Source organism: Alteromonas sp. S167 (genome assembly GCF_036864375.1).
Taxonomy (GTDB): Bacteria; Pseudomonadota; Gammaproteobacteria; order Enterobacterales; family Alteromonadaceae; genus Alteromonas.
The window spans coordinates 114,229-137,041 of record NZ_JAZETR010000003.1; the positions used below are offsets into that span (position 1 = coordinate 114,229).

The window sequence follows — 22,813 nt, forward strand, 5'->3', positions numbered from 1 at the left end:
GTTATTCCTCAATTAAAGTAGTTTCAGATACACGGCTTCCCACTAATCCATAATAGGCAATGAAAACGTAACATGAAGCGGGTAGCAAAAATGACAGCGTAACGCCTACTGCGTCAGCGAGCATGCCTTGGAAAAGCGGGATAATGGCACCGCCTACAATAGCAAGACATAGAATTCCTGAGCCCTGTGGCGTGTCTTTTCCTAATTGCTGTAGCGCTAGGCTGAAAATGGTAGGGAACATGATTGAATTAAATAGACCCACACCAAGCACACTGTAAAGCGCCACATCGCCAGAACTTGAAATTGATAGCAATATTAATGCAATGGCCATTACCGCATTAAATGCCAGTACAGTACCGCCCGATACTTTTTGCATTACCAATGCACCAATAAAGCGACCCACCATAGCTCCACCCCAGTAATACGCTAGCAGCTTTGATGCGCTTGCCTCGGAAAGGCCCGCAACGCTTGGGCTTGCTAGGTAATTAACTAGCATACTACCAATGGCAACTTCGGCGCCTACATACATAAATATACCAACCGCACCCAGCACTAGATGTTTGTGTTGCCATGCACCACCTTTAAATAAGCTTGGGTTGCTGTTTGTGTGATTAAGCGAAGGTAGTTTTAAATACAAAAACACTAGGGCAAGCATTAACAATGCGGCGGCAAGAATAAGGTACGGCACTTGTACGTCTGAGGCTGACGCTGTGGCGGCGCTATGCTCGCCAGCTGCACCGTACATTAGGTAAGAACCGAAAAATGGTGCAACCGTAGTGCCTAATGAGTTAAAGGCCTGAGTCATAGTAAGACGTGATGATGCCGTCTTTGGATTGCCTAGCGCGGTAACATATGGATTAGCAGAAACTTGTAGAATAGTGATGCCCGATGCCAATACAAATAGGGCTAACAAAAATACCCCATATATCTGACTTTCCGCTGCAGGATAAAACAATACACAGCCTAAACACGCTATCCCTAATCCAACAACAATGCCCTTTTGATAGCCAATGCGCGACACCACCATTCCAGCTGGCAAAGACACAATGAAATAAGCACTGAAGAAGCAAAACTGGATAAGCATTGCTTGTGTAAAACTCAGGTTAAAAGCCCCTTTCAAGTAGGGAATTAAAATGTCGTTCAGGCAGGTTATGAACCCCCACATGAAAAACAGCGTGGTAAGAGAGATAAGTGCAAAGCGGTATCCACCGTTCGCTGTAGCATTATCCGCTACCGTATTGTTTGGCTGCGCTGGCGTGTCCACGAGTAACCTCTGTTTGCTATTTTTGTATTAAATGTTAAATTAACCGTGTAAGCGCTTACAACTCAACACGAACAAGCTTGTAAGCGCTTACATAAAATGGATAATTACATGAAGTAATTCTAAATTCAATGTAAATATCATGTTATTTACTTAAACCGCACTAGTATAAGAATAGTGCAAATAGTAGAGATTCGTTAACCCCAAGGTAGCTAGCAAATGCGAACGTTCAACCTTCCTGCCAACTCATTAATGCGCTCAAAAGACTTTCTGTTTGGCGTAGCGACATCTAGCTTTCAGATTGAGGGAGACAGGAAAGGTCGAGAGACCTGTATTTGGGACACTTTCTGTGCGCAGTCCGGCAAAATTTCAGATAATAGCAACGGTGACGATGCTTGTCGGCACATTGAGAAATGGAAAGATGATGTAGAACTCATTAGTTCACTGGGCGTTGATGCATATCGACTATCCATATCGTGGCCGCGCGTTATGACCATTGATGGTGACGTCAATGAAATGGGCATGCAATTCTATGTAAATTTGGTTGATGAACTTGTCCGAAGAGGCATAAAAGTATTTGTCACTTTGTATCATTGGGACTTGCCACAGCATTTAGAAGATAATGGCGGCTGGTTAAATCGTGACACAGCCTATGCATTTGAGAAGTACGCTACCGCAGTTGCAAGCACCCTAGGCGATAAAGTATACGCCTATGCAACATTAAACGAACCATTTTGCTCTGCTTATTTGGGTTACGAATTAGGTGTACACGCACCAGGCTTAACCGGCGTGGGAAAGGGTAGAAAAGCTGCCCATCATTTACTTTTAGCCCATGGCCTTGCTATGAAAGCATTGCGCGCCACGTGTCCAAATAGTCTTCATGGGATCGTACTTAATTTTAGTACTTGCCACCCTGCAACAAACAATGAAGAAGACAAAATTGCAGCAAAGCTGGCTGATGAATATCACAATCAATGGTACTTAAAGCCTGTCATTGACGGCCAGTACCCCAGCATAATCCATCAACTGAGGGATGTGGATCGCCCCGACATTGAAGAAGGTGATATGGATATTATCTCTCAACCTATTGATTACCTTGGCATAAATTATTACACCCGCACTGTGTACAAAGCCACGCCGAGCGATAGCGCTGACGTTAACTTTGGCTTTGAAATAGTTGAGCCTACAAACACGCCTCTTACAGCAATGGGCTGGGAGATAACACCCGATGCCTTTACTGAGTTACTTGTAAACTTGCACCAGCAATATGCGTTGCCTCCTATTTACATCACCGAAAATGGTGCAGCCATGGACGATGAAATGATAGACGGTGAGGTAAACGATGTGGATCGCATTGACTATTTCAACAGCCATTTAAATGCGGTCAATGTAGCAATTGAAGCCGGCGTAGACATAAGAGGCTACTTTGCGTGGAGTTTGATGGATAATTTCGAGTGGGCTTTAGGCTATTCAAAACGGTTTGGCATTGTTCATGTTGACTACGACACTCAAAAAAGAACACTCAAACAAAGCGCACATGTTTACTCAGAACTGGTTAAGAACAGAATTAATGGTACATTAGCAGTATAAATAAAGGATAAGTACCGAATTTCATGGCAACAATATACGAAGTATCAGAAGCGGCGGGCGTTTCTCTTGCTACTGTCAGTAGAGTGATGAATGGCAACGCAAAGGTCAGTGAACGCACAAGGAAGAAAGTGGAAGACGCCATGGCAAAGTTGGGCTATCAGCCTAACGCCATTGCACAGTCGCTTGCGTCAAATCGCACAAACAGCGTAGGCCTTCTGGTTTCTGAGTTACATGGCTCGTATTTTGGTGATTTAATGAGTACCGTTGAGCAAGTGCTTAAAAAGAATGGTAAGCATGTAGTCATTACCGCCGGCCACGTTGATGAAACCCGTGAAAAGGAAGCGATAGAGTTCCTAAAGAGTCGGCGCTGCGATGCATTGATTCTTCACGCCGAGGCTGTATCTGATGACTACCTTAAAAGTTTGGTAGACGGCAAGGTGCCTGTTGTTTTAATTAACCGTAAAATTGACGATATTGATGACAATTGTTTTTTTGTTGATAACGAAACTGGTGGTTACATTGCCACGAAAGCGGTTATAGAACAGGGTCATAAACACATTGGCTACGTTAGCGGCCCGCTGTTTAAGAAAGATGCTAGCGACCGCCTGAAAGGCCACAAACGAGCACTTGAAGAAGCAGGCATTACCTTTTCAGAAGGCGCGTTGTTTGAAGGAGACTATCACGAATCATCAGGCCAAGAGGGCATGCAGTGTATTAGTGAACAATTTCCACAGATGACCGCGCTTGTTTGCGCAAATGACGAAATGGCATCTGGTGCAATGACCGCAGCACGAGAAGCCGGTAAAGAGATCCCTTCACAGCTTTCCATTGTTGGGTTTGATAACGTGCTTTTCTCACGCTACCTGTACCCTAAACTTACCACGGTAGATAACCCTATTCAGGCGATGGGTGAGATGGCTGCACACTGGGTGTTAGAGCATGTTTACGACATAAAGAGCCAAACTCCAATAAAGCATTTATTCGTTCCACAAATCGTGAAACGAGATACCTTAGCCGCAGTATAAAAATATGAATAAAACCTTTCCACCTTCGCTGTACTATACCCTTATTGTCTCTTTGGGAGGCTTTATATTCGGGTTCGATGCCAGCGTAATATCGGGTGCAATAGGCTTTATTGATACTGAATTTGGTTTAAGTGATTGGCAACAGGGCATTGTTGTTAGCTCTCCAACGCTAGGTGCACTTATCGCGATGATTTTCGCTGGCGCCATAAGCGATGCTATCGGTAGGCGCAAAGCACTTATTATTATTGCCGCGCTTTATGTTGTTTCCGCTGTGTGTTCTGCGCTTGCGCCCTCTTTTGAGCTGCTAGTGTTAGCAAGGTTTATTGGTGGCATCGCATTTTGCTCGCTCATTATCGCGCCTATGTACATATCAGAGATAAGCGCTCCAGAAAATCGCGGAAAAATGGTCTCGGTTAACCAGCTCAATATTGTTTTGGGCTTTGCGATTTCCTACTTCACCAATTATTACTTATTACAGCTGAGCTACAGTGACGCTGACTGGATAATGCAGCTAGGTATTAGCACACAAACTTGGCGCTACATGCTTGGCCTTGAGGTGCTTCCAGCCTTACTGTGGCTTGGGCTATTGCTAACCGTCCCACGCAGCCCTCGCTGGTTAATGCTCAAAGGAAAACACGACGAAGCAAAGCAAGTTATTGCTATCTTGTTTGATGAAAATCAGGCACAGGCTCAGCTTAACGACATTGAGTCGTCATTATCTGAAAAATCTTGGTCTACAAAGGAGCGTTTCGGTTTTCTGACAGCAAAGGCCATGCGCTTCCCTTTGATGATTGGCGTTATTCTTGCCATCGCCCAACAAATCACAGGTATTAACGTTATCTTTTTCTACGCACCTACCATTTTTGAGCAAAGCGGTGTAGGTACCAATGCGGCTTTCATGCAAGCAGTATGGATTGGTATTGCTAACGTGGTTTTTACCATTGTGGCCATGGCTACCATAGACAGATGGGGACGCAAACCTCTTCTTATTGTTGGCTTATGTGGCGTTATTATCAGCATGGCGATATGTGCGTATGGGTTTAACAATGCAACCTATGCACTTACCAATGAAACTGTTGTAGCAGCAACTCAAAACATGGAAGGCGTAGCGCAAAAAATTGCTAGCATGGTGAATCAAACGTATTACTCCGATGTTTCATTCAAACAGGCGCTGCTAAGTGCACTTTCGCAACAAGAGTATGATGTACTTCAGCAGACTTTTTTAAGCGGCAGTATTAGCATGAATGCACCTTTGGTACTGTTTGGTATCATAGCGTTTGTAGCGTCTTTCGCAGTGTCACTTGGCCCGGTTATGTGGGCTATGCTTGCAGAAATTTACCCCAACCAAACGCGCGGCCTTGCCATATCGTTAGTGGGTGTTGTTAACGCGCTAACCAGCTTTGTTGTACAGCTAGTATTTCCTTGGGAACTAATGAATTTTGGCGCTGCCATCACCTTTGCACTGTATGGCGCATTCGCAGTCATCAGTTTATTTCTAGTGGTAAGGTACTTCCCAGAAACCAAGGGAAGAACATTAGAAGAGATTTCACTGTCTTTAGCGTCTAGATAATAACGAGAAAAAAGCGTTTAGCGTTTTGCTAAACGCTTTTCCCACATCCATTTTATTCGTATTTGTAATTCAGCGTAACGCCGTTGTAAGCGTCATAGCCTCTAACGCCAATATGCCATGTACCCGCTTCTGGATTAGTGAAGGTACACACTTCATTATTGCCATAACGGTATGGACGACAATCCCACCGATTGGTCTGAGTTTGAGCGCCAAAGTTAAGGTATAGATCTGCGTCACCGTTACCGCCTTCAATAGTTACTCTCAATACTGTTGCCGTCGCTGGTACATCGACTTCAAAACGCTTCCAACTTCCACGTGATCCACTAAGGTTTGTTACGGTCTCGTCTAACGAGGCATTCTCTTCTACTGGTGGTTCTGGTTCAGGTGTAGGTTCTATAACAGGCTCTTCAGGTAATGCAGGCGCTTCACATCCCTCATTGGCAAGCGTAGCAAGTGCGTCTGTAATTTGAATAAGACCATGACCATAGTTAATGTCGTAACCTGGAGCGCCTAAATCTTTTGCACTGCTGGCCATAACACTTCTTATTTCTTCTCCTGTGCACTGTGGATAGAAGCTCCATACCAATGCCATAGCGCCAGCTACATGCGGTGATGCCATTGAAGTACCACTCAGTGACGCATAGCGTGATGACGGATAGGTAGAAAGCACTGAAGAACCAGGCGCAGATAGCTCTACTTGGTCGTTAAACTGTGAATAACTCGCAACCGTTTCACTGCTATCCAATGCTGCAACCGATACTACTGCATCGTATGATGCCGGATAAGATTTATCGCTGTTACCGTCGTTACCTGCCGCAGCAACCAGTATCATGCCGTCGTCGACGAACTGCTGCATAGCATTAGCCTCAGACTGAGATGAACCACTGCCACCTAGGCTCATATTAACAACATCAGACCCTGCTTGTTTACACTGGTCAATACCATCAATCAGGTCAGACGCAAATGTCCATTGCCCCAAATCATTGAAAATTTTGACGATATGCATGTTTACACCAGGGTAAACACCAATTACACCTTCTTGGTTATCTATTGCAGCAATCGTACCTGCAACGTGGGTACCGTGGCCATTACCGTCGCGATTCCAACTGCCCACAGCAAAGTTGTTCGATTCACCAGTTAAACCATCATTTTGGGTCGGCAAATCAGGATGCCCTAAATTATATCCGGAATCGATAACACAAACGCGTTTGGCTTGTGTGTCGGCCTGATTTACTTGATCGGCCTGTACCATCGGAATGCCATAAGGGGTCGTTTGCGCTTTCAGGTAACGCTTTACATCAAGTTCAACGCTTTCTACCAATGGGTGGTTCAGAATTGCATTGAACGCTTGTTTGTCTAATGAGATTGCAATGAGCCCATGTTTATCAAGCACTTTGTTAACCGTACCGCCTAAGGACGCTGTTAAAGTGTTTGCTACATTTTCAAGTGATGAGTGTGTAAGAGCAGAAGCTCTAACCTCTACAAGGTACCTGTCGGTTGGTGTGTTACTTGGTGCGATAATCCCGGGTAAATCTTCTGTTTGGAAATGCCTAGGAAGGCCAAGTGCGTTTGATGTTGCAGATACGCCCAATGCAGACATTACGGCACCAAAAACAAGAGTTTTGCTAGATTTCATTTTCAACATGGTACAACCTATTTTGTTTTTTCATCGCATTGCGATGCTTGGTATAGGTGCTGAGCAGTTAGTTTTATCATCCATTGTGTACAAAATACTGCTTAGCGACTTTACGCTGTAAGCTTACATTTACACTTCAAAAATACTTACAAACCGTAAACACAGACTGCGTATTGTCGCGTGAAAAGAAAATAGGTAGTTACCCTTAGCTGCAGATGTTGCAATCTAGGGTTTATTTGTTTTTTGGTACTGTCGACGTTCCTTTGCATGTCGCGCTTTGTAGTTAAATATACGAAGCACTCAACTGCGGCGAAAAATAATAATTAGCCATAACATCAAAGCTATGTTTATTATTAGGGAATAACACACAGCCGCGACATGGAATGATCCGACACATCATCACAACACTGCTTTGCTTGAGCCTCATATTTCAAAATGCTTTGGCATTTGGACTGGCTTCTTTTTCGATGCAGCGAGCTCAAGCCTTCACTGATGATGATATCGAGTTGATCTGTACTGGTAAGCACATGCGTTACATCTCAGTAAGTGCTTCTGAGCTTGAGGGTAGGTTTGTTTTTATTAGTCCAGACTTTGAAGATGAATTCGAAAGTCCACCGCCACACAATGTTGATTGTATCAACAGTACGTTAGCTGATATTCCCCAACCTATTACACTTACCGCGGACCTAACGCTTGTAACGAGAGAACTTCGTCATCAAGCTCTGATGACACGTATTGCACAGCATCCCTACACTGCATTTGCGTATGCCGCGCCTCATGGCCGCGCCCCGCCTCATAACATTCTGTAAATAAAATCGTATCGCACAATTTTTACGTGCCTCTTTTTTAGTATTTTTTGGAACTGTTATGAAAAAAACTGTTGTTGCAACAGCATTGTCTGCTGCGCTTTCTACTTCATTGCTATCTATTACTTTATATCCAAGCTCGGCGCTGGCCACTGAAGTTATCACTGTTATAGGCTCACCTATAACGCTTACCGAACAAGCTACCATTGTGCCTACCACCAATACACAAGCTGATTTTGGCGATCAGCTTGTGCGCCTTCCAGGCTTGTCTATTTCACGAAACGGACCGGTTACCGCGCTTATTCAATATCGTGGGCTATTTGGCGATCGTGTTGGCGTATCTATCGATGGTGTCGATATTAATGGCGCAGGGCCAAATGCGATGGACTCTCCACTATCTCATGTACTTCCCGAACCAGGACTTACGGCAACGCTGTACAGAGGAATTGCTCCCGTGAGCGCGGGCATACAAACGCTCGGCGGCAAATTGAATATTCAGTCAGACGCAGCTGGCCTCTTTTCTATGGCTAACGGTTTTCAAGGTAATATAAATACCAGCTTCACAACTCCCGGTAGTGCACAGCAGTTTCAGAGCAACGCTTTCTACGCCTCTGATAATGCATTTGTGAGCGGCGCATTTATGTACCAGCAGCGAGATAAGCGTGAATCAGGAAATGATGTTGAGATACCCAACAGCAATTACCTACGTAATGGCGCGAAACTGCGGGCGGGGTACGAGTTAGGCAAACATCAATTCGATGTGAGTTATCAAACGCTAAATACGAATGAAAGCGGCACACCAGCACTTGCGATGGATATCAAGTTTATTGACGCAGCATGGTATCGACTTGGGTATCAATACAGTCATACTGAAGATCGTTTATTATCAATTAGTGTGTTTGGCAATGACAACCAGCATATTATGGATAATTTTTCACAGCGCATGCCAATGACCCCAGCCATGGCACGGCAAAATGACACCGACTCAGTGGCTCAGGGCATAAATGCTACTTACACACAGCTACTTTTGTCTGGCACACTAACACTCGGTGTTGACGTACAACATCACAGAAATAACTCCGTTATCACTAATCCGAACAATGCCATGTTTTTCGTAAATAATTTCACGAAGGTAGAGCGTGACACGGGGAGTGTGTTTGCACAATGGGATATCGCATCATCAACTTATGAAAGTACGTTGGGTATCCGCGCCACCCGTGTTGAAACTGATGCAGGCCTTGCTGGCTCAAATATGGTAATGATGAACGATGCCATCGCTACACTAGTAAATACTTTCAACAGTGCAGATCGTAGTCAAAGCGACAACATGATTGATATTGCAGCTACCACGGCATATCACTTTACTGAGCACACTAACATCGTGCTGGGCATTTCACAGAAAAACAGAGCGCCAACGTACTTCGAGCGATATACATGGCTGCCGTTAGGAATAACGGGCGGTATGGCAGATGGGTTTAATTATATTGGCAGACTTGATTTAACCCATGAGACAGCAAGACAGTTTGAAATTGGACTGGACATGTCATTTAGCAAGTGGACTGTCTCCCCTCGTTTGTTCTACCAAGATATTGAAAACTATATTACAGGTAGCCCTAGTATGAACATGGCAGCAAACATGGTGTCTACTATGATGTCAGGACGAGCGCCTTTTCAGTGGACAAATACCGATGCCGTCATTAAAGGTGCTGACATTACCGTAACCGGCGATATTTCGGGTTCGCTTAGCCTTAACATGGTTGCAAGCTTTCAACATGGAAATCGAGACGACATTGATGATGCATTATTCAGAATCGCGCCTGAACAATTGATTACTCGCCTTCAGTGGGCATCTACACTGTTTGATTCACCTGCGTTTTTTAATGTAACGTCTGAACTTGCAGGGCGACAGAGTCATGTGTCTATGCTGCAAAATGAACAAGAAACCGCAGGATATGGGCTAGTACATTTAAGCGCACTGTGGCAAGTAACACCTGCCATGCAAATTACGGTAAGTGCGAATAATGTATTCGATAAACACTACACACCGCATACGGGTGGCGTTAATAGAATAATGAATACATCAGTTGCAGTAGGTGAGCGCCTGCCAGGGGCAGGTCAGGAATTGCAAATGTCATTCAGCTATCAATTTTAAATGAGTAGCATACATTGTTTGCCCTTTCATAAAGGGCAAACAATCGTTAGCTACCCAATCTACATACTTTGAAAAGCCTGCCATAACAGCCTAAAAGCAAGTAAGGTGACTACCAGCTTAAAAGCCACCATGAATTTTTGTGTTGGAACACGCTTTAACACTTTCAAACCAATGTAAGTGCCAAACGCGCCGCTTAGTACCATGGCGACTATCAACCCAGCCCATTGCACAAAAGAGAACCCAACAAACGTAAACACAAAGGCTTTTAACCCATGTTGAAGCGTCATGCAGCTAGCAAAAGTGCCAGTAATTTGCATTTTGCTGTAATTGTTCCGATGAACGAAAGCAGCAACCAACGGCCCAGTAGCACCTACAAACATCGACACCAATGTAGTCACAAAACCGGCCATAACTCGCCCTGCGGGCTTCATTTCTTGTGCCTTAGGTTTACTCCCCCAGACCAAAAATAAAATAAATGTCGCTACAGCGAACTGAATAAACACAAGCGGCAGCTGAACGACAACAAATGACGCAAGAAAGGCCCCAATTACCGCACCTAAAGCAAAAAACTTAAGCATATTCCAATCTATATGTTTAAGTGTCATCACAGCTCGATTGCCGTTAGAACCTAACTGAACAAGCCCGTGAACGGGGATTAACGCCGCAACAGGAAGGCTTCCGGCCATAACTGCCAAAAGTAGCACACCGCCGCCAATGCCAACCGTCGCTGTCATTAACGACGTGAAGAAAGAAGCCACAATAAGAACCAGCACTACTGAGGGAGCAACGGCTTCATTTGCCGTTAATAACGTTTCCAACATATCCAATTAACACTTCCCCTACAAATGTGACAATTTGGGATCATTTAGATTAGAAAATCTAATCCAAAATAAAAATAATACTCAATTGCTTAAGTTGAGAAAATGGTTAAAATGCGCACAGCTTTTGATGATTTTTTGATTAACACTTACCCTACAGGAATGGTCATGTTTAAATTTTTATTGCCGCTTTTTGCTGTTACTGCAATCACATCTACTGCTAATGCTTTCGAGTTAGAACCAAGCGACAGCTCTGAATTTACAAAGGCTTGCGTTGCAGCTGTAGAATCTAACAGCTCACTTGAAGACGTACTTCGCCAAAACAACATTCGCACAATCAGCCAAGACCAAGTACTGTGCAACGAAACACCAATTGCTGATTTCGCACGTGCTTACAAAAAAGCAGAGAAAAGCAATACAAATATTAATGCAATTTTCGAAGAAGCGACTCAGTCTTTCGAAAGCAAACTATGTATTGCAGCTGCTACATCTAACGTTGAGTTCACTAAAGCTAAACTAGCAACTAACGTTAACCCATCTGAAGTAGCTTGTAACGGTATGGCACTTGCAAAATTCGCTAAGCAGTACAACAAAGCATTTAATGGCTAAGTTTATATTGCTTTGCAAAAAAGGGCGCTTTAGTGCCCTTTTTTAATTGTTTTGATAATTAAAAGCTTAGCCAGTCATTGCAAAAATTAATGATCGCGCCTTATTCACCGCACGTTTAAGCCTGAAACCGTTGTTCTGGTGTATTTGTATGCCTACAGCCCCTTATCTAGATAAAGCGTTAGCAACGCTACTCAATGAAGATAGCACCGAAGGTGCTAAAGACATTGCTAAAGAAGTATTGGCTAACAGCGGACTAACTGAAAAGGATATTCAAGACTGTATAGAACAGCGTACCGTTTTTGTCGTTTATATCTTTGAAGCTTAGACCTAAATATTTGTTTCCACTACCTGCTCTATTTGCTGGCTCTCACCAAGCGTCGCCAGCTTTGCTAGGTTCACTCAGCGCTCTAATACTCTCATAGCTTATTAGTCCCCTTACTTCTCAAATATGAATTCTATTTATTAGAATAATAAGAGTGTTTTTTACGCATTTTAAACACAACAAATAGAACGTAAGATTATTTCCAAGGTTTACGAAGTACCTCATTCTCTTTAACCAATAGGAAAGCATCATGTTCAATTTTAAAAAATCTATGGCAACACTTGTAACGGGCTTATCACTACTTGCTCCATCTGTTCACGCAGGCGAACCAGCATCTAGCCTACTTACTCCGGATAACCACACAGTTATTTTAATCGACCATCAGCCTCAAATGGCCTTTGCTACTCGTTCTCACTCTATAGAAGATGTGCGCAACAACGTTACCGGCCTAGCTAAATCAGCAAAGGCGTTTAACGTGCCGACTATTTTGACGACGGTTGCAGAGAAATCGTTTAGCGGTCCTCTTTTCCCTGAGTTAAAAGCGGTGTTTCCAGAACAACGACCTATCGACCGCACAACCATGAATACATGGGAAGACAAGCGCGTAACAGACAAAGTTAAAAGCTTTAAAAAGAACAAGATTGTTATCGCTGCATTGTGGACTGAAGTGTGTGGCGTAGGCCCAGTATTATCAGCCATTGAAGAAGGTTACGAAGTGTATTTCGTTACTGATGCATCTGGCGGCGTATCGAAAGAAGCACACGATATGGCGGTTCAGCGCATGATACAAGCCGGCGCACAGCCAATAACGTGGTTGCAATACCTACTTGAACTACAACGTGACTGGGCTCGCACTGACACCTACGTAGATGTTACAGACATTGCAAAAGAACACGCTGGTGGTTATGGCCTAGGTCTTATCTACGCTACTGAAATGTTTAACGCCAAAGAAGGCCAGTAAACCTTACGCTAACAAAACGCTTTGCGGCAGCAGATAAAAGGCTGCCGCCTTCAAAGTAAGGAGCATGTGATGAAAGCGATCACTCTATTTTTCATATTCTGTAACTTAACGGTTTTGGCCACTGCCAATGCGTTTGCTGCCAACGCTAATGCAGAGGATACGCAATACGCCCAAGGGCGGGCGCTTTCACAATACTGTATGGGCTGTCACGGCGAAACGGGCATTTCTACTATCGAAAGCAACCCGAATTTAGCAGGGCAAAACAAAAAGTATTTAGTGTATGCGTTAAAAGCTTATAGAGATGGTAAACGCAAAGGCGGGATGGCAAGCATCATGCGCCCCAATGCATCGGGTTTAAGCGATGCTGAAATCAATGCGCTTGCTACTTACTTTTCATCACAAGCAGGCAAACAAGCACAGGTTTTAACTTCTAAGGAAAAGTAATGATTAAAACTCTTCTTACTGCCATAACGGCAACAACGTCATTGTTTAGTGCAGCATTAATGGCCGCTCCTGAGCTTATCGTTGTTAACGCTAACATCACCGATTTTCATGGTAATCACTATTCTGCAGTGAGTGTTGAAAATGGCGTGTTTAGCCATTTTTCAAATAACGCAGATGCTTTACTAGCCGAGACTGACGACAGTACCACCATAATTGATGCCAAGGGCAAGCGACTCATTCCAGGTATTAATGACTCACACCTTCACGTTACACGGGGTGGCCGATTTTATAATTTAGAAACCCGCTGGGAAGGTATCACGACGTTAGAACAAGGCCTTCAAATGATTAAAGAGCAGGCTGAACGCACGCCTGAAGGACAGTGGGTACGAGTGGTTGGCGGTTTCAGCCCTTACCAATTTAAAGAAAAGCGTTTGCCTACCCCACAAGAGTTAACCGCTATCGCACCGAACACGCCAGTTTTTGTGCTGCATCTATACTCTGGTGCAGTGCTCAATCAAAAAGCATTAGAAGTATTGGGTATTACGCGTGAAACCCAAGCCCCAGAGGGTAGCGTTATTGAACGAGACGCAAACGGTGTTCCTACTGGTGTTTTGCTGGCACAGCCAAACCCAATGATTTTGTATAAAACGATTGCCGCTTTGCCTCAAATGGATGCAGAAGAGCAGTTAAATTCTAGCCGTCAGTTTTATCGTAAATTACTGAGTCTTGGCGTAACCAGCGTGGTAGATGCTGGAGGCGGCGGTCACAGTTTCCCTGATGATTACGCAGCTAGCGAAACTTTAGCGAAGCAAGGCGAATTACCTTTGCGTGTATCAAACTACCTTTTTCCGCAGGTGCCCGCTAATGAAATGCTGCACTTTATGCAGTGGATGCATAAATTTGAGGCCAACGAAAACCATCATACGCATTTAGACAATGGTTATGTGATAGAAGGTGGCGGTGAATTACTTACCTACAAAGCGTCTGATTATGAGAATTTCCGTGCCCCGCGTCCTGAACTTCCAAGTGAGGCCGAGCACGCCCTAGAAGAAGTTATTCGACTTCATCTTCTTGAAAAGTGGCCGTTTAGACTACACGCTACCTATGATGAATCGATAACTCGAATACTCAATGTTTTGGAAAAGGTTAATAAGACACAGCGTGTAGACAGTGTACGTTGGATAATTGATCACGCTGAAACTATCTCCAAGAGCAACATAAAGCGTGTTAAAGCGTTAGGCGGCGCTATTGCGGTGCAAGGTCGTATGGCATTTGCTGGCGAAGACTTTGTTTCACGCTATGGCAAAACACAAGCTTCCCGAACACCGCCCATTCACGCTATGTTAGATGCAGGCATAACAGTGGGCTTAGGTACCGATGGCACTCGGGTTTCCAGTTTTAACCCGTGGGCCACGTATTACTGGGCGGTAACAGGTAAAACGATTGGGCAGTTTGATATTGGCAGTAAACCCATTAGCCGTATACAAGCACTCAAGCTTTTTACTCAAGGAAGTGCTGCGCTGTCGGGCGAAGAAAATGTAAAAGGCCAATTAGCCCCCGGATTTTATGCTGACTTTGCTATTCTTAATCACGACATATTGAATGTTAACGAAGAAGCATTGCTTAACACACAATCTCAACTTACCGTTGTAGGTGGTAAGGTTGTATTTGCAGATAAAGATGAATTTACGCATTTGCATAAAGCGCCAATAAAAGCGATACCTTCGTGGTCGCCGGTTAATTTCACTGAACAACGCTAAGCGAGTTTACCCATGGCAAAATTGATTACATCACACAAAAAAGATTTAGGCGGTTTCTCGGTTAGCCGAATCATTCCTCATATTGAAGCAAGAAGCATAGGGCCTTTTGTTTTTGTTGACCACATGGGGCCCGCACACTTTCCTGCTGGCAGCGGGATTAACGTAAGACCCCACCCGCATATTGGGTTAGCCACCATAAGCTATTTGATGGAAGGCAGTATGCTTCACCGCGACAGCTTGGGCACTATTCAAGAAATTCAGCCCGGCGATGTTAACTGGATGACAGCAGGTAAGGGCATAGTGCATTCGGAAAGGGAAACCATAGAAACGCGTGGTAGCGACCACGTGTTAAACGGCCTTCAATGCTGGATTGCGCTACCGGAAGAGAAAGCCGATATGGAGCCCAGCTTTATACACGTCAATAAAGCTCAATTGCCCTATATACACCGTGAAAAAGTACTTATGCGCTTAATTGCAGGTGAGGCCTACGGCTATACTTCACCGGTAAAAACCTATTCACCTATGTTTTATCTAGACGTCATAACAGAAGCCGGTGCCGCAATAGAACGCCCTTGCGGCACATCGCAAACCGCTTGCTATGTTATTTCAGGAAGTGTGGAAATTGGTGATAGTAATTTTGAAGCCGGCGAGTTTGTCTTGCTTGACGATGAGAGCCATATCACCACCTTACAAAATAGCCGTTACTTTTTACTGGGCGGCTACGCGCTGCCTAAACAACCTATCTTAAAGTGGAACTTTCTTGCGTATTCAAAAGAGAAAATTGAAGAAGCTGAAGCACGTTGGAAGAATGGACAGTTTCCCACCATTCCCGGCGATGACCGCGAATTTATTCCGCTGCCCTGATACAAAAAAGGTCGCCTAATTGGCGACCTTTCTCTTAATACAATCAACGATTAATCGTGATTGTGATCATCATCGTGGTCGTTCGATTCAGCAATACCTAACCACACTGCACTGCCAGGAACAAAATCAAGCGTAAGCAGCGTTTCTGCTGTTTCAGTTTCTGCATCTACCGCAATAACTGTTTGTGCTACTGGGTCTGTTACATAAATTGCATCACGGTGCATTGAAGCAGACATACTGAACGCTTGGTCTTCGCCAAGGTCTGCAGCACTTGCGCTTGCTACATCAATTTTATGTGCAAACTCCCAGTGCGTATCGCCTTCTTCTTCATGCGCTTCTAATAACGTAAGGAAACCTTTGTCGTCTAGAATTGCGAAGTACTCACCTTCATGTGAAAAGCTGTAAGCAACCGCTTTTGCATCTTCTTCAGGCTGCCAATCGATAACGCTCATCGTAAGCGTTTCAGCTGAAATGTTAGTAAGAATTGCGCTACCGCCACCGTGTTGAGACGCAATACCAATGAAAGCATGTGCGTGTTCATGACCGTACAGCGTGCCTACGCGAAGCTCACCAAGTGCGTCGATATTCTCAACCAAGTTACTTGTGAATACTTCGTCTTCTTCACTAAGCACAAGCACACCATCGCTACAGCCGAACGCAACTGCTAGTTCGTTTTGCGCTGCGCCATGTAAGTTTGCACACTCACCGTCGAAACGCTGCTCTTCTTCAAATTCACCATCGTGGAAGTGGAATACCGCAACACTGTCTGGAAGTATTGGGTTGGTTGAGGTTGTTTCTGCATCGTCACGGCGCACGCTGCTAATCAGCATATCGCCACGAGGCTCGGCAACACCGTGCATATTTACCGTGAATTCTAGCGTAGGTACGTCAGACGTTTCGTTGGCAATTTGCATATCAGTTAGCACTTTCACGCCAGCTGGCATACTTGTGTCAGCATTACCATCGTAGAAGATAGCCATTTGACCATCGTACGTCACAATATGCGTAGGCTGACTGCCTTCTACGGTAAAGTCAGAAAATGAAGGCGCTTCTTCGTAGTCATGTAAATGCTCTACGTGGTCTTCACGCCACAGGCCGCCGTCTAAAAACTCAGTAACACCGTTGCTACGGCTATTGATTACAGCAAAACGAAAATCTGCTGAAGACACTACACTGCTTCCGTCGAAGGTAGCTTGGAAAGTGTCTAGTACGCTATTGTCGTCTAAATCGTATACGGTAAGCGTATTCGAAGCCGCGTCGGTAACAACCAGTCGGCCTTCACTGTCTATTTCAAAATCATCGCCGTGATCATGAGCATCATCGTGGTCATGGTCGTGATCATCATCCGGTGCTTCTACAGGCGGAAGCTCTACAATGGTCGTATCTGCATCACCACAACCAACCAGAATAAGGGCGCTCGTTATGGCTAAGAAAAGTTTTGTCTTTTGCATGAAAAATGGTCCTTTTTATTTTGTTTAATTCTTAGAAATAGCCACGAACACCAAACGCTAGGTTTCTACCTGGGCGTGGTGCAATGTCTTTAAGAAATGAAGTGTGAACACGTGCTTCTTGGTCAGTTAAGTTTTTACCACTTAAGTAAACCGATAAATCTACGTCACCTAACGGCACGTCGTAAGTTACAGTGGCATCGACCAGTGTGTAACCGTCGGTCTCGGTCTCGAAAGACGAAATGTCGTCTTGCTTCGCGAAATGGGTAACTTCAAGATCAGCACGAATGTTATCTAGTGTGTACTGGATGTGTGTACCAACACGCATTGGTGACGTACGAGGTAGCGCACCGCCATCTTTTAGACGCGCCTTAACGTAATCAGCAAATGCATCTACTTTCAGTGCTTCAGTAGCTTGCCAGCCAATTTGGAACTCAAATCCATGCAAGATAGCATCGGCTGAACGGAATAAATAAACCGGCAACTCATCGCTGTGCTCGTCATGGCCTTCATCACCGAGTTCGTCACCATGGTCGTGTTCATCGCCATGACTGTGCTCTTCACCGTGGGAATGGTCGTGACCACTTTCAGCGAATAAGCCTGTTCCATCTTGGTAGTAGTAGTTATCTACTTGGTTGTAGAAAGCGTTGAATACAAAGCCCACATCGCCCTGAGTTTTTCTGAATGTAAGGTCAATGTTATTGGCGGTTTCTAGGTCGATAGGCTGCTCAGAAAGCACGAACTCGCCTTCTTCAGACAAATCAAACAGCGCACCAATTTCATAGGTACGTGTACCAATGTGTGGGCCAAAAGACAGAAGCTCTTGCGCTGACGGTGCTCGCTGTGAACGCGATAATGAGATACCTACGTTGTAGTTCTCATTAATTGTATAAACAGCACCCGCTGACAATGACACAGGAGTGAACTCTTGGTCGGTAGTGAACTGGCGAATTAGCTCGCTTTCGCCGTGATCATGATCGTGGTCGTCGCCATGGTCATGCTCATCGTCATGACCTTCTTCATCATGATCGTGGTCATCATGGTGCTCATGTGCGTCTAGCTCAGGAAGTAGTACACTTGCTGCATCTAGCGTTACACGCTCTACTCTTGCACCAAGTTGAATAAGTAAATCGCCGAAATGACGCTCTTCCATAAGCGCTAGTGCGAACATTTCCATTTCAGAAGGTGGTGTGAAAGCTTCTTCGCCCTGTGCGAAAACATCACTGCCTTTGTAGTGGATACTCAGGCCACCTTGCCAACCCATGAAAGGCTGATGAAGTACTTCTAAACGCAGTTCTTCGGTTTCGTTGCTGAATTCCGTACCGGCAAAATTACCTTCAATTTCTACGTGGTCGTAATCGGTAACGCCTGCTCGAACGTGAACACTTTGAATGTACTCACCACGCACGTCATATTCGCCAAGCAACTGCACACGGGTTTGCTCAAGGTCAGCAAAAACAGAGTCTACGCCACCATGACTGTGGCCAGGAATACCGTATTCACGATTAAACTGCTCTACAGCTACGCCAACATAGCCTTTATCAAACAAATAGCTGGTGCCAAGGGTAAAGCCGTTCGACTCTTCACCGCTGTTTTCAACTTTGCGCTCGCCATCTGGGTCGTCGATATCTGGGGCCACTGGTGTTTCATAATCGTTTGCATCACGATAAAAACCATCAACATACACGCCAATATTGTCTGTGCCTGTTGTCATGTTAAACGTGGCTAGTTTTTGATCGTTCACACTTTGCGACTCAACAAGGAACTCACCTCGAGTTTCTGAAGAGGTAGGTACACGCTTGTCTACAACGTTTACTACACCACCAATAGCGCCGCTTCCGAAGAACAATGTTGCTGGGCCGCGAAGTACTTCAATTTGCTGTGCTGTAGACGCTTCACCCGCTACCGCATGGTCTGGACCAACACGCGATACATCACTTACATCTAAACCGTTTTGTGTAATAAGCACGCGAGGACCACTAAGACCGCGAATTACAGGTGTACTTGCAACGTTACCGTGGAAGTTTGTTTGAACTCCCGGTAGCTTTTCAAGGGTGTCACCTAGTGTTGCAGCTTGCTGACGCCTTAGGTTTTCGCCCGACAATACACTCACTGGTGTTGCCGATTCCATTACCGATAGGTGCATAGGCGTTGCATGAACATCAATCACCTCAATAGCACTGTTTGCCAGTACAAAGTTTGCCACGCTGTCAGAGGTGGCATTTACTTCAGTTTCTTTGTGTAAGTGCGCAAAGCCTGGTGCGAAAATATGTAGGTCATAATCTCCTGCAGACAGATCAGAAAATACAAATTCGCCTTTCTCGTTTGTTGAAACAGAGCGCTTTAAACGCTCAATTTCCACTGTTGCTTGCGCAACTGGTTTACCCTGAGTATTCGTCACAACACCCTTCAAGGTTTGCGCCATTAGCGACGCCGGCAATAACAGTGATATACCTATTGCCACCTGACTAAGTTTCATCAATACAGCCTCTGCAAATAAATGTGATAATATAACAATTACTGGATATGTTATGTTACAATGTAACAATTAAGCAAGGGTTGAGTGAAAATCATTTGCAATAAGTGAGGTTTTAAGAGAAGGGTGACGATGACTATTTTGCGTTTAATTGCCGTTATGGCCCTATTTTCTGCACCATCTTATGCTGCTGTGCATCAGCATGGAGTTGGTACGCTTCAGGTTTTGCAGGCAGGCAAGGATTGGCAGTTTGTTTTGCAACTTCCTGCGTCTGATGTGCTAGGTTTCGAGCATACACCGCAAACCGAAGCACAACATTCAGCCGTTGCCGCTTCCAGAAATACTTTCGACGATTTCGATGTTTTATTTACTCTCGATGAAAAATGTTCCGTTGTAGAGACAGTGGTAGAAGTGCCTACAATTCTTACCGCTGCCACAACGCATGAGCATGAGCATGAGCATGAGCATGAAGAACATAGTCATGAAAACGATAAACATGAAGATTTTCGTGCTGCCTATTTACTTAAGTGTGCAAACGGCATCAACACAGCAACATTTAATGGCTTTGCGATATGGCAAGCGCTACATACGGTGAATGCTCATTGGGTAACAATGAATCAACAAAGCGCTGTAAAGTTATCAGGTAATCAGGCTGTTATCAGATTTTAAGCAGTACGCTAAGGCTTATTTCTCTTTTAACCTTTAAACCCGAAATCATATCTTAAAGAGGAGCGACAATGTCACTCGTAACCTATCAAAATAGCACTGGTAAAACACAAATCATGTCCGACCGATTGGCCATGGTGCTGTCGTCACTTTGTATTTTGCATTGTATTGCTACCCCTTTATTACTGGTAGCTGTGCCCTCTCTAGCCGCATATAGCATTTTTAGCGGCGAAACCCTTCATAATGCGCTTTTATTCTTTATCTTACCTGCTGGTCTTCTCGCTCTCACACTGGGTTTTCGTCATCACAAACAAGCATGGGTATTAAGTATGGGCATGGTTGGCCTAGTTCTGTTGTGCTCACCAATGTTGCTTGAAAGCGCTCTGATGTCGTCTTTGCAAATAGACCTACACGACTTAGGAGAAAACAGCGAAACCTATATCACCATTGTTGCTTCAATTTTTGTGGTAATTGCTCACACTGCTAATTATCGACTACGCCAAACCAACACGTCATATACGCAGGCATAATAAACAGCACGCCTTCTTCTACTTTTCTGATTTTCTGAGGAATAAGTTTTGTCTTCACACACTTCGAATGTACCGTCACTTCCTGATATTACCACCGAAAAGAACACGCAATTAGGCGGAAAGATTGATCAAGTAGGCATGGCTGGCATAGCTATTCCGCTTTCAATTAAAAGTAGTAACGACCAATTACTGGCAAGTCAGGTAACGGTAGATGTAACTGTAAGTCTTGATGATGCTGATGCCAAAGGCATTCACATGTCACGCCTATATAACTTGCTACAAATGCACCTTAGTAACCAAACATTAACCACAGATACACTCAAGCCACTTATGCGTGCGCTTATCGAGTCACAAGCGGGACTTTCATCTGAAGCAATTTTAACGCTGCATGCTGACTTAGTATTGCTGCGACCTGCGCTGATCAGCAAAGCATCGGGCTATCAAAGCTACAAAATGGCGATTACTGCACACCAACAAAAAGCGCATTTAAATTTAACGCTAGCGATAAGCGTACCCTACTCAAGTACGTGCCCTTGTTCGGCGTCGCTATCAAGAAAAGCACTTGCCGATGCATTTACGCAGAAATTTAAGGATAAGAGCATCGATGCAGAAACAGTAAGTGCATGGCTTGCTTCAAAAGAAGGAAGTATAGCAACGGCGCATGCACAGCGCTCCTTTGCAGATGTTACATTGACACTTAGAGATCCTGAACTTCCCGACTATACTGACATCATCGATTTAATCGAAAACACATTAGGCACGCCGCTGCAAACGGCAGTGAAACGCGAAGACGAGCAAGCTTTTGCCAAGCGTAATGCTGAAAATTTGATGTTTGTTGAAGATGCGGTAAGACGCTTACACAACGCGTTTAGTACGTATTACCAAGCAACGTATTTTCATGTAAAAGTAGAGCATCAAGAAAGCCTTCACGCACATGACGCCATTGCACAAAGCAGCGGTACGGTTATACAGCGTTAAAAACACAGTGTTTTTTGTTAAGGTTATTGCTGCTTAATACTTATAGAAAGGATTTTGTTTTGTTACGTTTGTCGCTTAACTTACCTGCTACTTGCTTGATTAGCAGCGCTGCTATGTTGCTAACCGCATGCTCAAGCACACCGACTACATCTCTGACCGGCGCAAAAGCGCATTCGGTATCATCTGCTGTTATATATCAAACAGAAAGTAAAGAGTACCCAGCGCTAGCGCGGTATGTGTATTCAAACGCTGTCTCGGCGCTGCCATCGACGTTTAACAACAACGATGTGGTGGTAATGGACGTTGATGAAACAGTATTAGACAACAGTCAATATCAACGAGAGCGCGAATCGGCTGGGTTAGGATATTCGTCTGAAAGCTGGAATGCATGGGTTGTTCGCAAAGAGGCCACATTGGTGCCCGGCGTAAGCAACTTTATTGAACGCGTAATTGAAAGGGGCGGCAAAATAGCCTTGATTACGAACAGAGACAAATCGCTTGATAACCACACGTGGGAAAACTTACTTGCTCTAGGTTTACCCTTAACCCCTGAGAATGCGTGCATGCTGGGAAGAACACCGGCAGATAAAGCGGCGATGGGCCAAGAGGGCATAATTAACGATAAAGACTTACGTCGCATGTCGGTTAAAAAGGGAACGGTTTACTGTAGTAACTCGACAAACCAGAAAGCATGGTCAACACCTCATAACATTGTTATGCAAGTGGGCGACAACATTGAAGACTTTGCAAACACAACGCAGGAATCTGCCAATGTTGATGAACTGCTTCCTGAGATAGGCAAAACGCTTTTCCTACTGCCTAACCCGATGTACGGATCTTGGTAGTTATTCCAAGTATCTTCTCATCCTGAATAATTAAAAGCAGAACGTAAGCGTT

Annotated in this window: 20 protein-coding genes; 15 read left to right on the top strand and 5 right to left on the bottom strand. The window is 44.5% G+C overall.

Going from position 1 to position 22,813, the window contains the following annotated elements; genetic code table 11:
- Window position 1: 1 nt before the first annotated feature.
- Window positions 2-1,264 carry a sugar MFS transporter gene (locus V7R35_RS06450; protein ID WP_334013907.1) on the bottom strand — a complete coding sequence of 421 codons (1,263 nt, stop codon included), beginning with the start codon at window positions 1,262-1,264 and terminating at the stop codon, window positions 2-4.
- Between the two features lie 216 nt (window positions 1,265-1,480).
- On the opposite strand from V7R35_RS06450, the gene V7R35_RS06455 reads away from it, so the two are divergent.
- Genes V7R35_RS06455 through V7R35_RS06465 form a run of 3 tightly spaced genes read left to right on the top strand, consistent with a single transcriptional unit; the run spans window position 1,481 to window position 5,446 of the window.
- The gene (locus tag V7R35_RS06455) at window positions 1,481-2,851 is read left to right on the top strand and encodes a GH1 family beta-glucosidase (protein ID WP_334013908.1); all 1,371 of its coding nucleotides are present in this window, start codon (window positions 1,481-1,483) and stop codon (window positions 2,849-2,851) included.
- Window positions 2,852-2,874: 23 nt separating this feature from the next.
- On the top strand, window positions 2,875-3,876 hold the full coding sequence (locus tag V7R35_RS06460; protein WP_334013909.1) for a LacI family DNA-binding transcriptional regulator: 1,002 nt from the start codon (window positions 2,875-2,877) through the stop codon (window positions 3,874-3,876).
- Between the two features lie 4 nt (window positions 3,877-3,880).
- Complete coding sequence (locus tag V7R35_RS06465) at window positions 3,881-5,446, top strand: sugar porter family MFS transporter (RefSeq protein WP_334013910.1); 1,566 nt, start codon at window positions 3,881-3,883, stop codon at window positions 5,444-5,446.
- 52 nt (window positions 5,447-5,498) lie between these two features.
- Here V7R35_RS06465 and V7R35_RS06470 read toward each other — a convergent pair whose 3' ends face one another.
- The gene (locus tag V7R35_RS06470; protein ID WP_334013911.1) at window positions 5,499-7,091 is read right to left on the bottom strand and encodes a S8 family serine peptidase; all 1,593 of its coding nucleotides are present in this window, start codon (window positions 7,089-7,091) and stop codon (window positions 5,499-5,501) included.
- A 374-nt stretch (window positions 7,092-7,465) separates the two neighbouring features.
- Here V7R35_RS06470 and V7R35_RS06475 point away from each other — a divergent pair, with 374 nt between their 5' ends.
- Both V7R35_RS06475 and V7R35_RS06480 read left to right on the top strand, forming a co-directional pair.
- Window positions 7,466-7,891, top strand: a complete 426-nt coding sequence (locus V7R35_RS06475) for a hypothetical protein (RefSeq protein WP_334013912.1) — start codon at window positions 7,466-7,468, stop codon at window positions 7,889-7,891.
- A gap of 58 nt (window positions 7,892-7,949) precedes the next feature.
- Window positions 7,950-10,040, top strand: coding sequence for a TonB-dependent receptor (locus tag V7R35_RS06480; RefSeq protein ID WP_334013913.1), 2,091 nt, complete (start codon window positions 7,950-7,952; stop codon window positions 10,038-10,040).
- 59 nt (window positions 10,041-10,099) lie between these two features.
- Here the strand turns inward: V7R35_RS06480 and V7R35_RS06485 are convergent, their stop codons facing one another.
- The gene (locus V7R35_RS06485; protein WP_438823450.1) at window positions 10,100-10,861 is read right to left on the bottom strand and encodes a sulfite exporter TauE/SafE family protein; all 762 of its coding nucleotides are present in this window, start codon (window positions 10,859-10,861) and stop codon (window positions 10,100-10,102) included.
- Window positions 10,862-11,026: 165 nt separating this feature from the next.
- Here V7R35_RS06485 and V7R35_RS06490 point away from each other — a divergent pair, with 165 nt between their 5' ends.
- The 6 genes from V7R35_RS06490 to V7R35_RS06515 all read left to right on the top strand — a co-directional run bounded on the left by V7R35_RS06490 (window position 11,027) and on the right by V7R35_RS06515 (window position 15,818).
- Window positions 11,027-11,467: a hypothetical protein gene (locus V7R35_RS06490; protein WP_334013915.1), complete on the top strand. Its 441-nt coding sequence runs from the start codon at window positions 11,027-11,029 to the stop codon at window positions 11,465-11,467.
- A gap of 148 nt (window positions 11,468-11,615) precedes the next feature.
- Entirely contained in the window at window positions 11,616-11,792 is a 177-nt protein-coding gene (locus V7R35_RS06495) for a hypothetical protein (protein WP_334013917.1), read from the top strand.
- A 247-nt stretch (window positions 11,793-12,039) separates the two neighbouring features.
- Window positions 12,040-12,750 (top strand): hydrolase, encoded by a 711-nt coding sequence (locus tag V7R35_RS06500; RefSeq protein WP_334013918.1) that lies wholly within the window; start codon window positions 12,040-12,042, stop codon window positions 12,748-12,750.
- A gap of 69 nt (window positions 12,751-12,819) precedes the next feature.
- Entirely contained in the window at window positions 12,820-13,194 is a 375-nt protein-coding gene (locus V7R35_RS06505) for a c-type cytochrome (RefSeq protein ID WP_334013919.1), read from the top strand.
- Window positions 13,194-14,954, top strand: a complete 1,761-nt coding sequence (locus V7R35_RS06510; RefSeq protein ID WP_334013920.1) for an amidohydrolase — start codon at window positions 13,194-13,196, stop codon at window positions 14,952-14,954. Before V7R35_RS06505 ends, V7R35_RS06510 begins: the two co-directional genes overlap by 1 nt.
- 12 nt (window positions 14,955-14,966) lie before the next feature.
- Window positions 14,967-15,818, top strand: a complete 852-nt coding sequence (locus V7R35_RS06515) for a pirin family protein (RefSeq protein ID WP_334013921.1) — start codon at window positions 14,967-14,969, stop codon at window positions 15,816-15,818.
- A gap of 50 nt (window positions 15,819-15,868) precedes the next feature.
- Here the strand turns inward: V7R35_RS06515 and V7R35_RS06520 are convergent, their stop codons facing one another.
- Window positions 15,869-17,269: a 5-methyltetrahydrofolate--homocysteine methyltransferase gene (locus tag V7R35_RS06520; RefSeq protein ID WP_334013922.1), complete on the bottom strand. Its 1,401-nt coding sequence runs from the start codon at window positions 17,267-17,269 to the stop codon at window positions 15,869-15,871.
- 31 nt (window positions 17,270-17,300) lie between these two features.
- Window positions 17,301-19,745, bottom strand: coding sequence for a TonB-dependent receptor (locus V7R35_RS06525; protein WP_334013923.1), 2,445 nt, complete (start codon window positions 19,743-19,745; stop codon window positions 17,301-17,303).
- Between the two features lie 129 nt (window positions 19,746-19,874).
- Between V7R35_RS06525 and V7R35_RS06530 the strand changes: the two genes are divergently transcribed.
- The 4 genes from V7R35_RS06530 to V7R35_RS06545 all read left to right on the top strand — a co-directional run bounded on the left by V7R35_RS06530 (window position 19,875) and on the right by V7R35_RS06545 (window position 22,761).
- Window positions 19,875-20,411, top strand: coding sequence for a ZrgA family zinc uptake protein (locus V7R35_RS06530; protein ID WP_334013924.1), 537 nt, complete (start codon window positions 19,875-19,877; stop codon window positions 20,409-20,411).
- A gap of 68 nt (window positions 20,412-20,479) precedes the next feature.
- Window positions 20,480-20,938, top strand: a complete 459-nt coding sequence (locus V7R35_RS06535) for a MerC domain-containing protein (RefSeq protein WP_334013925.1) — start codon at window positions 20,480-20,482, stop codon at window positions 20,936-20,938.
- A 48-nt stretch (window positions 20,939-20,986) separates the two neighbouring features.
- Entirely contained in the window at window positions 20,987-21,916 is a 930-nt protein-coding gene (gene folE2, locus V7R35_RS06540) for a GTP cyclohydrolase FolE2 (protein WP_334013926.1), read from the top strand.
- Window positions 21,917-21,975: 59 nt separating this feature from the next.
- A complete protein-coding gene (locus tag V7R35_RS06545) occupies window positions 21,976-22,761 on the top strand; it encodes a 5'-nucleotidase, lipoprotein e(P4) family (RefSeq protein ID WP_334013927.1) in 786 nt (261 codons plus the stop codon).
- The last annotated feature ends 52 nt before the right edge of the window (window positions 22,762-22,813 follow it).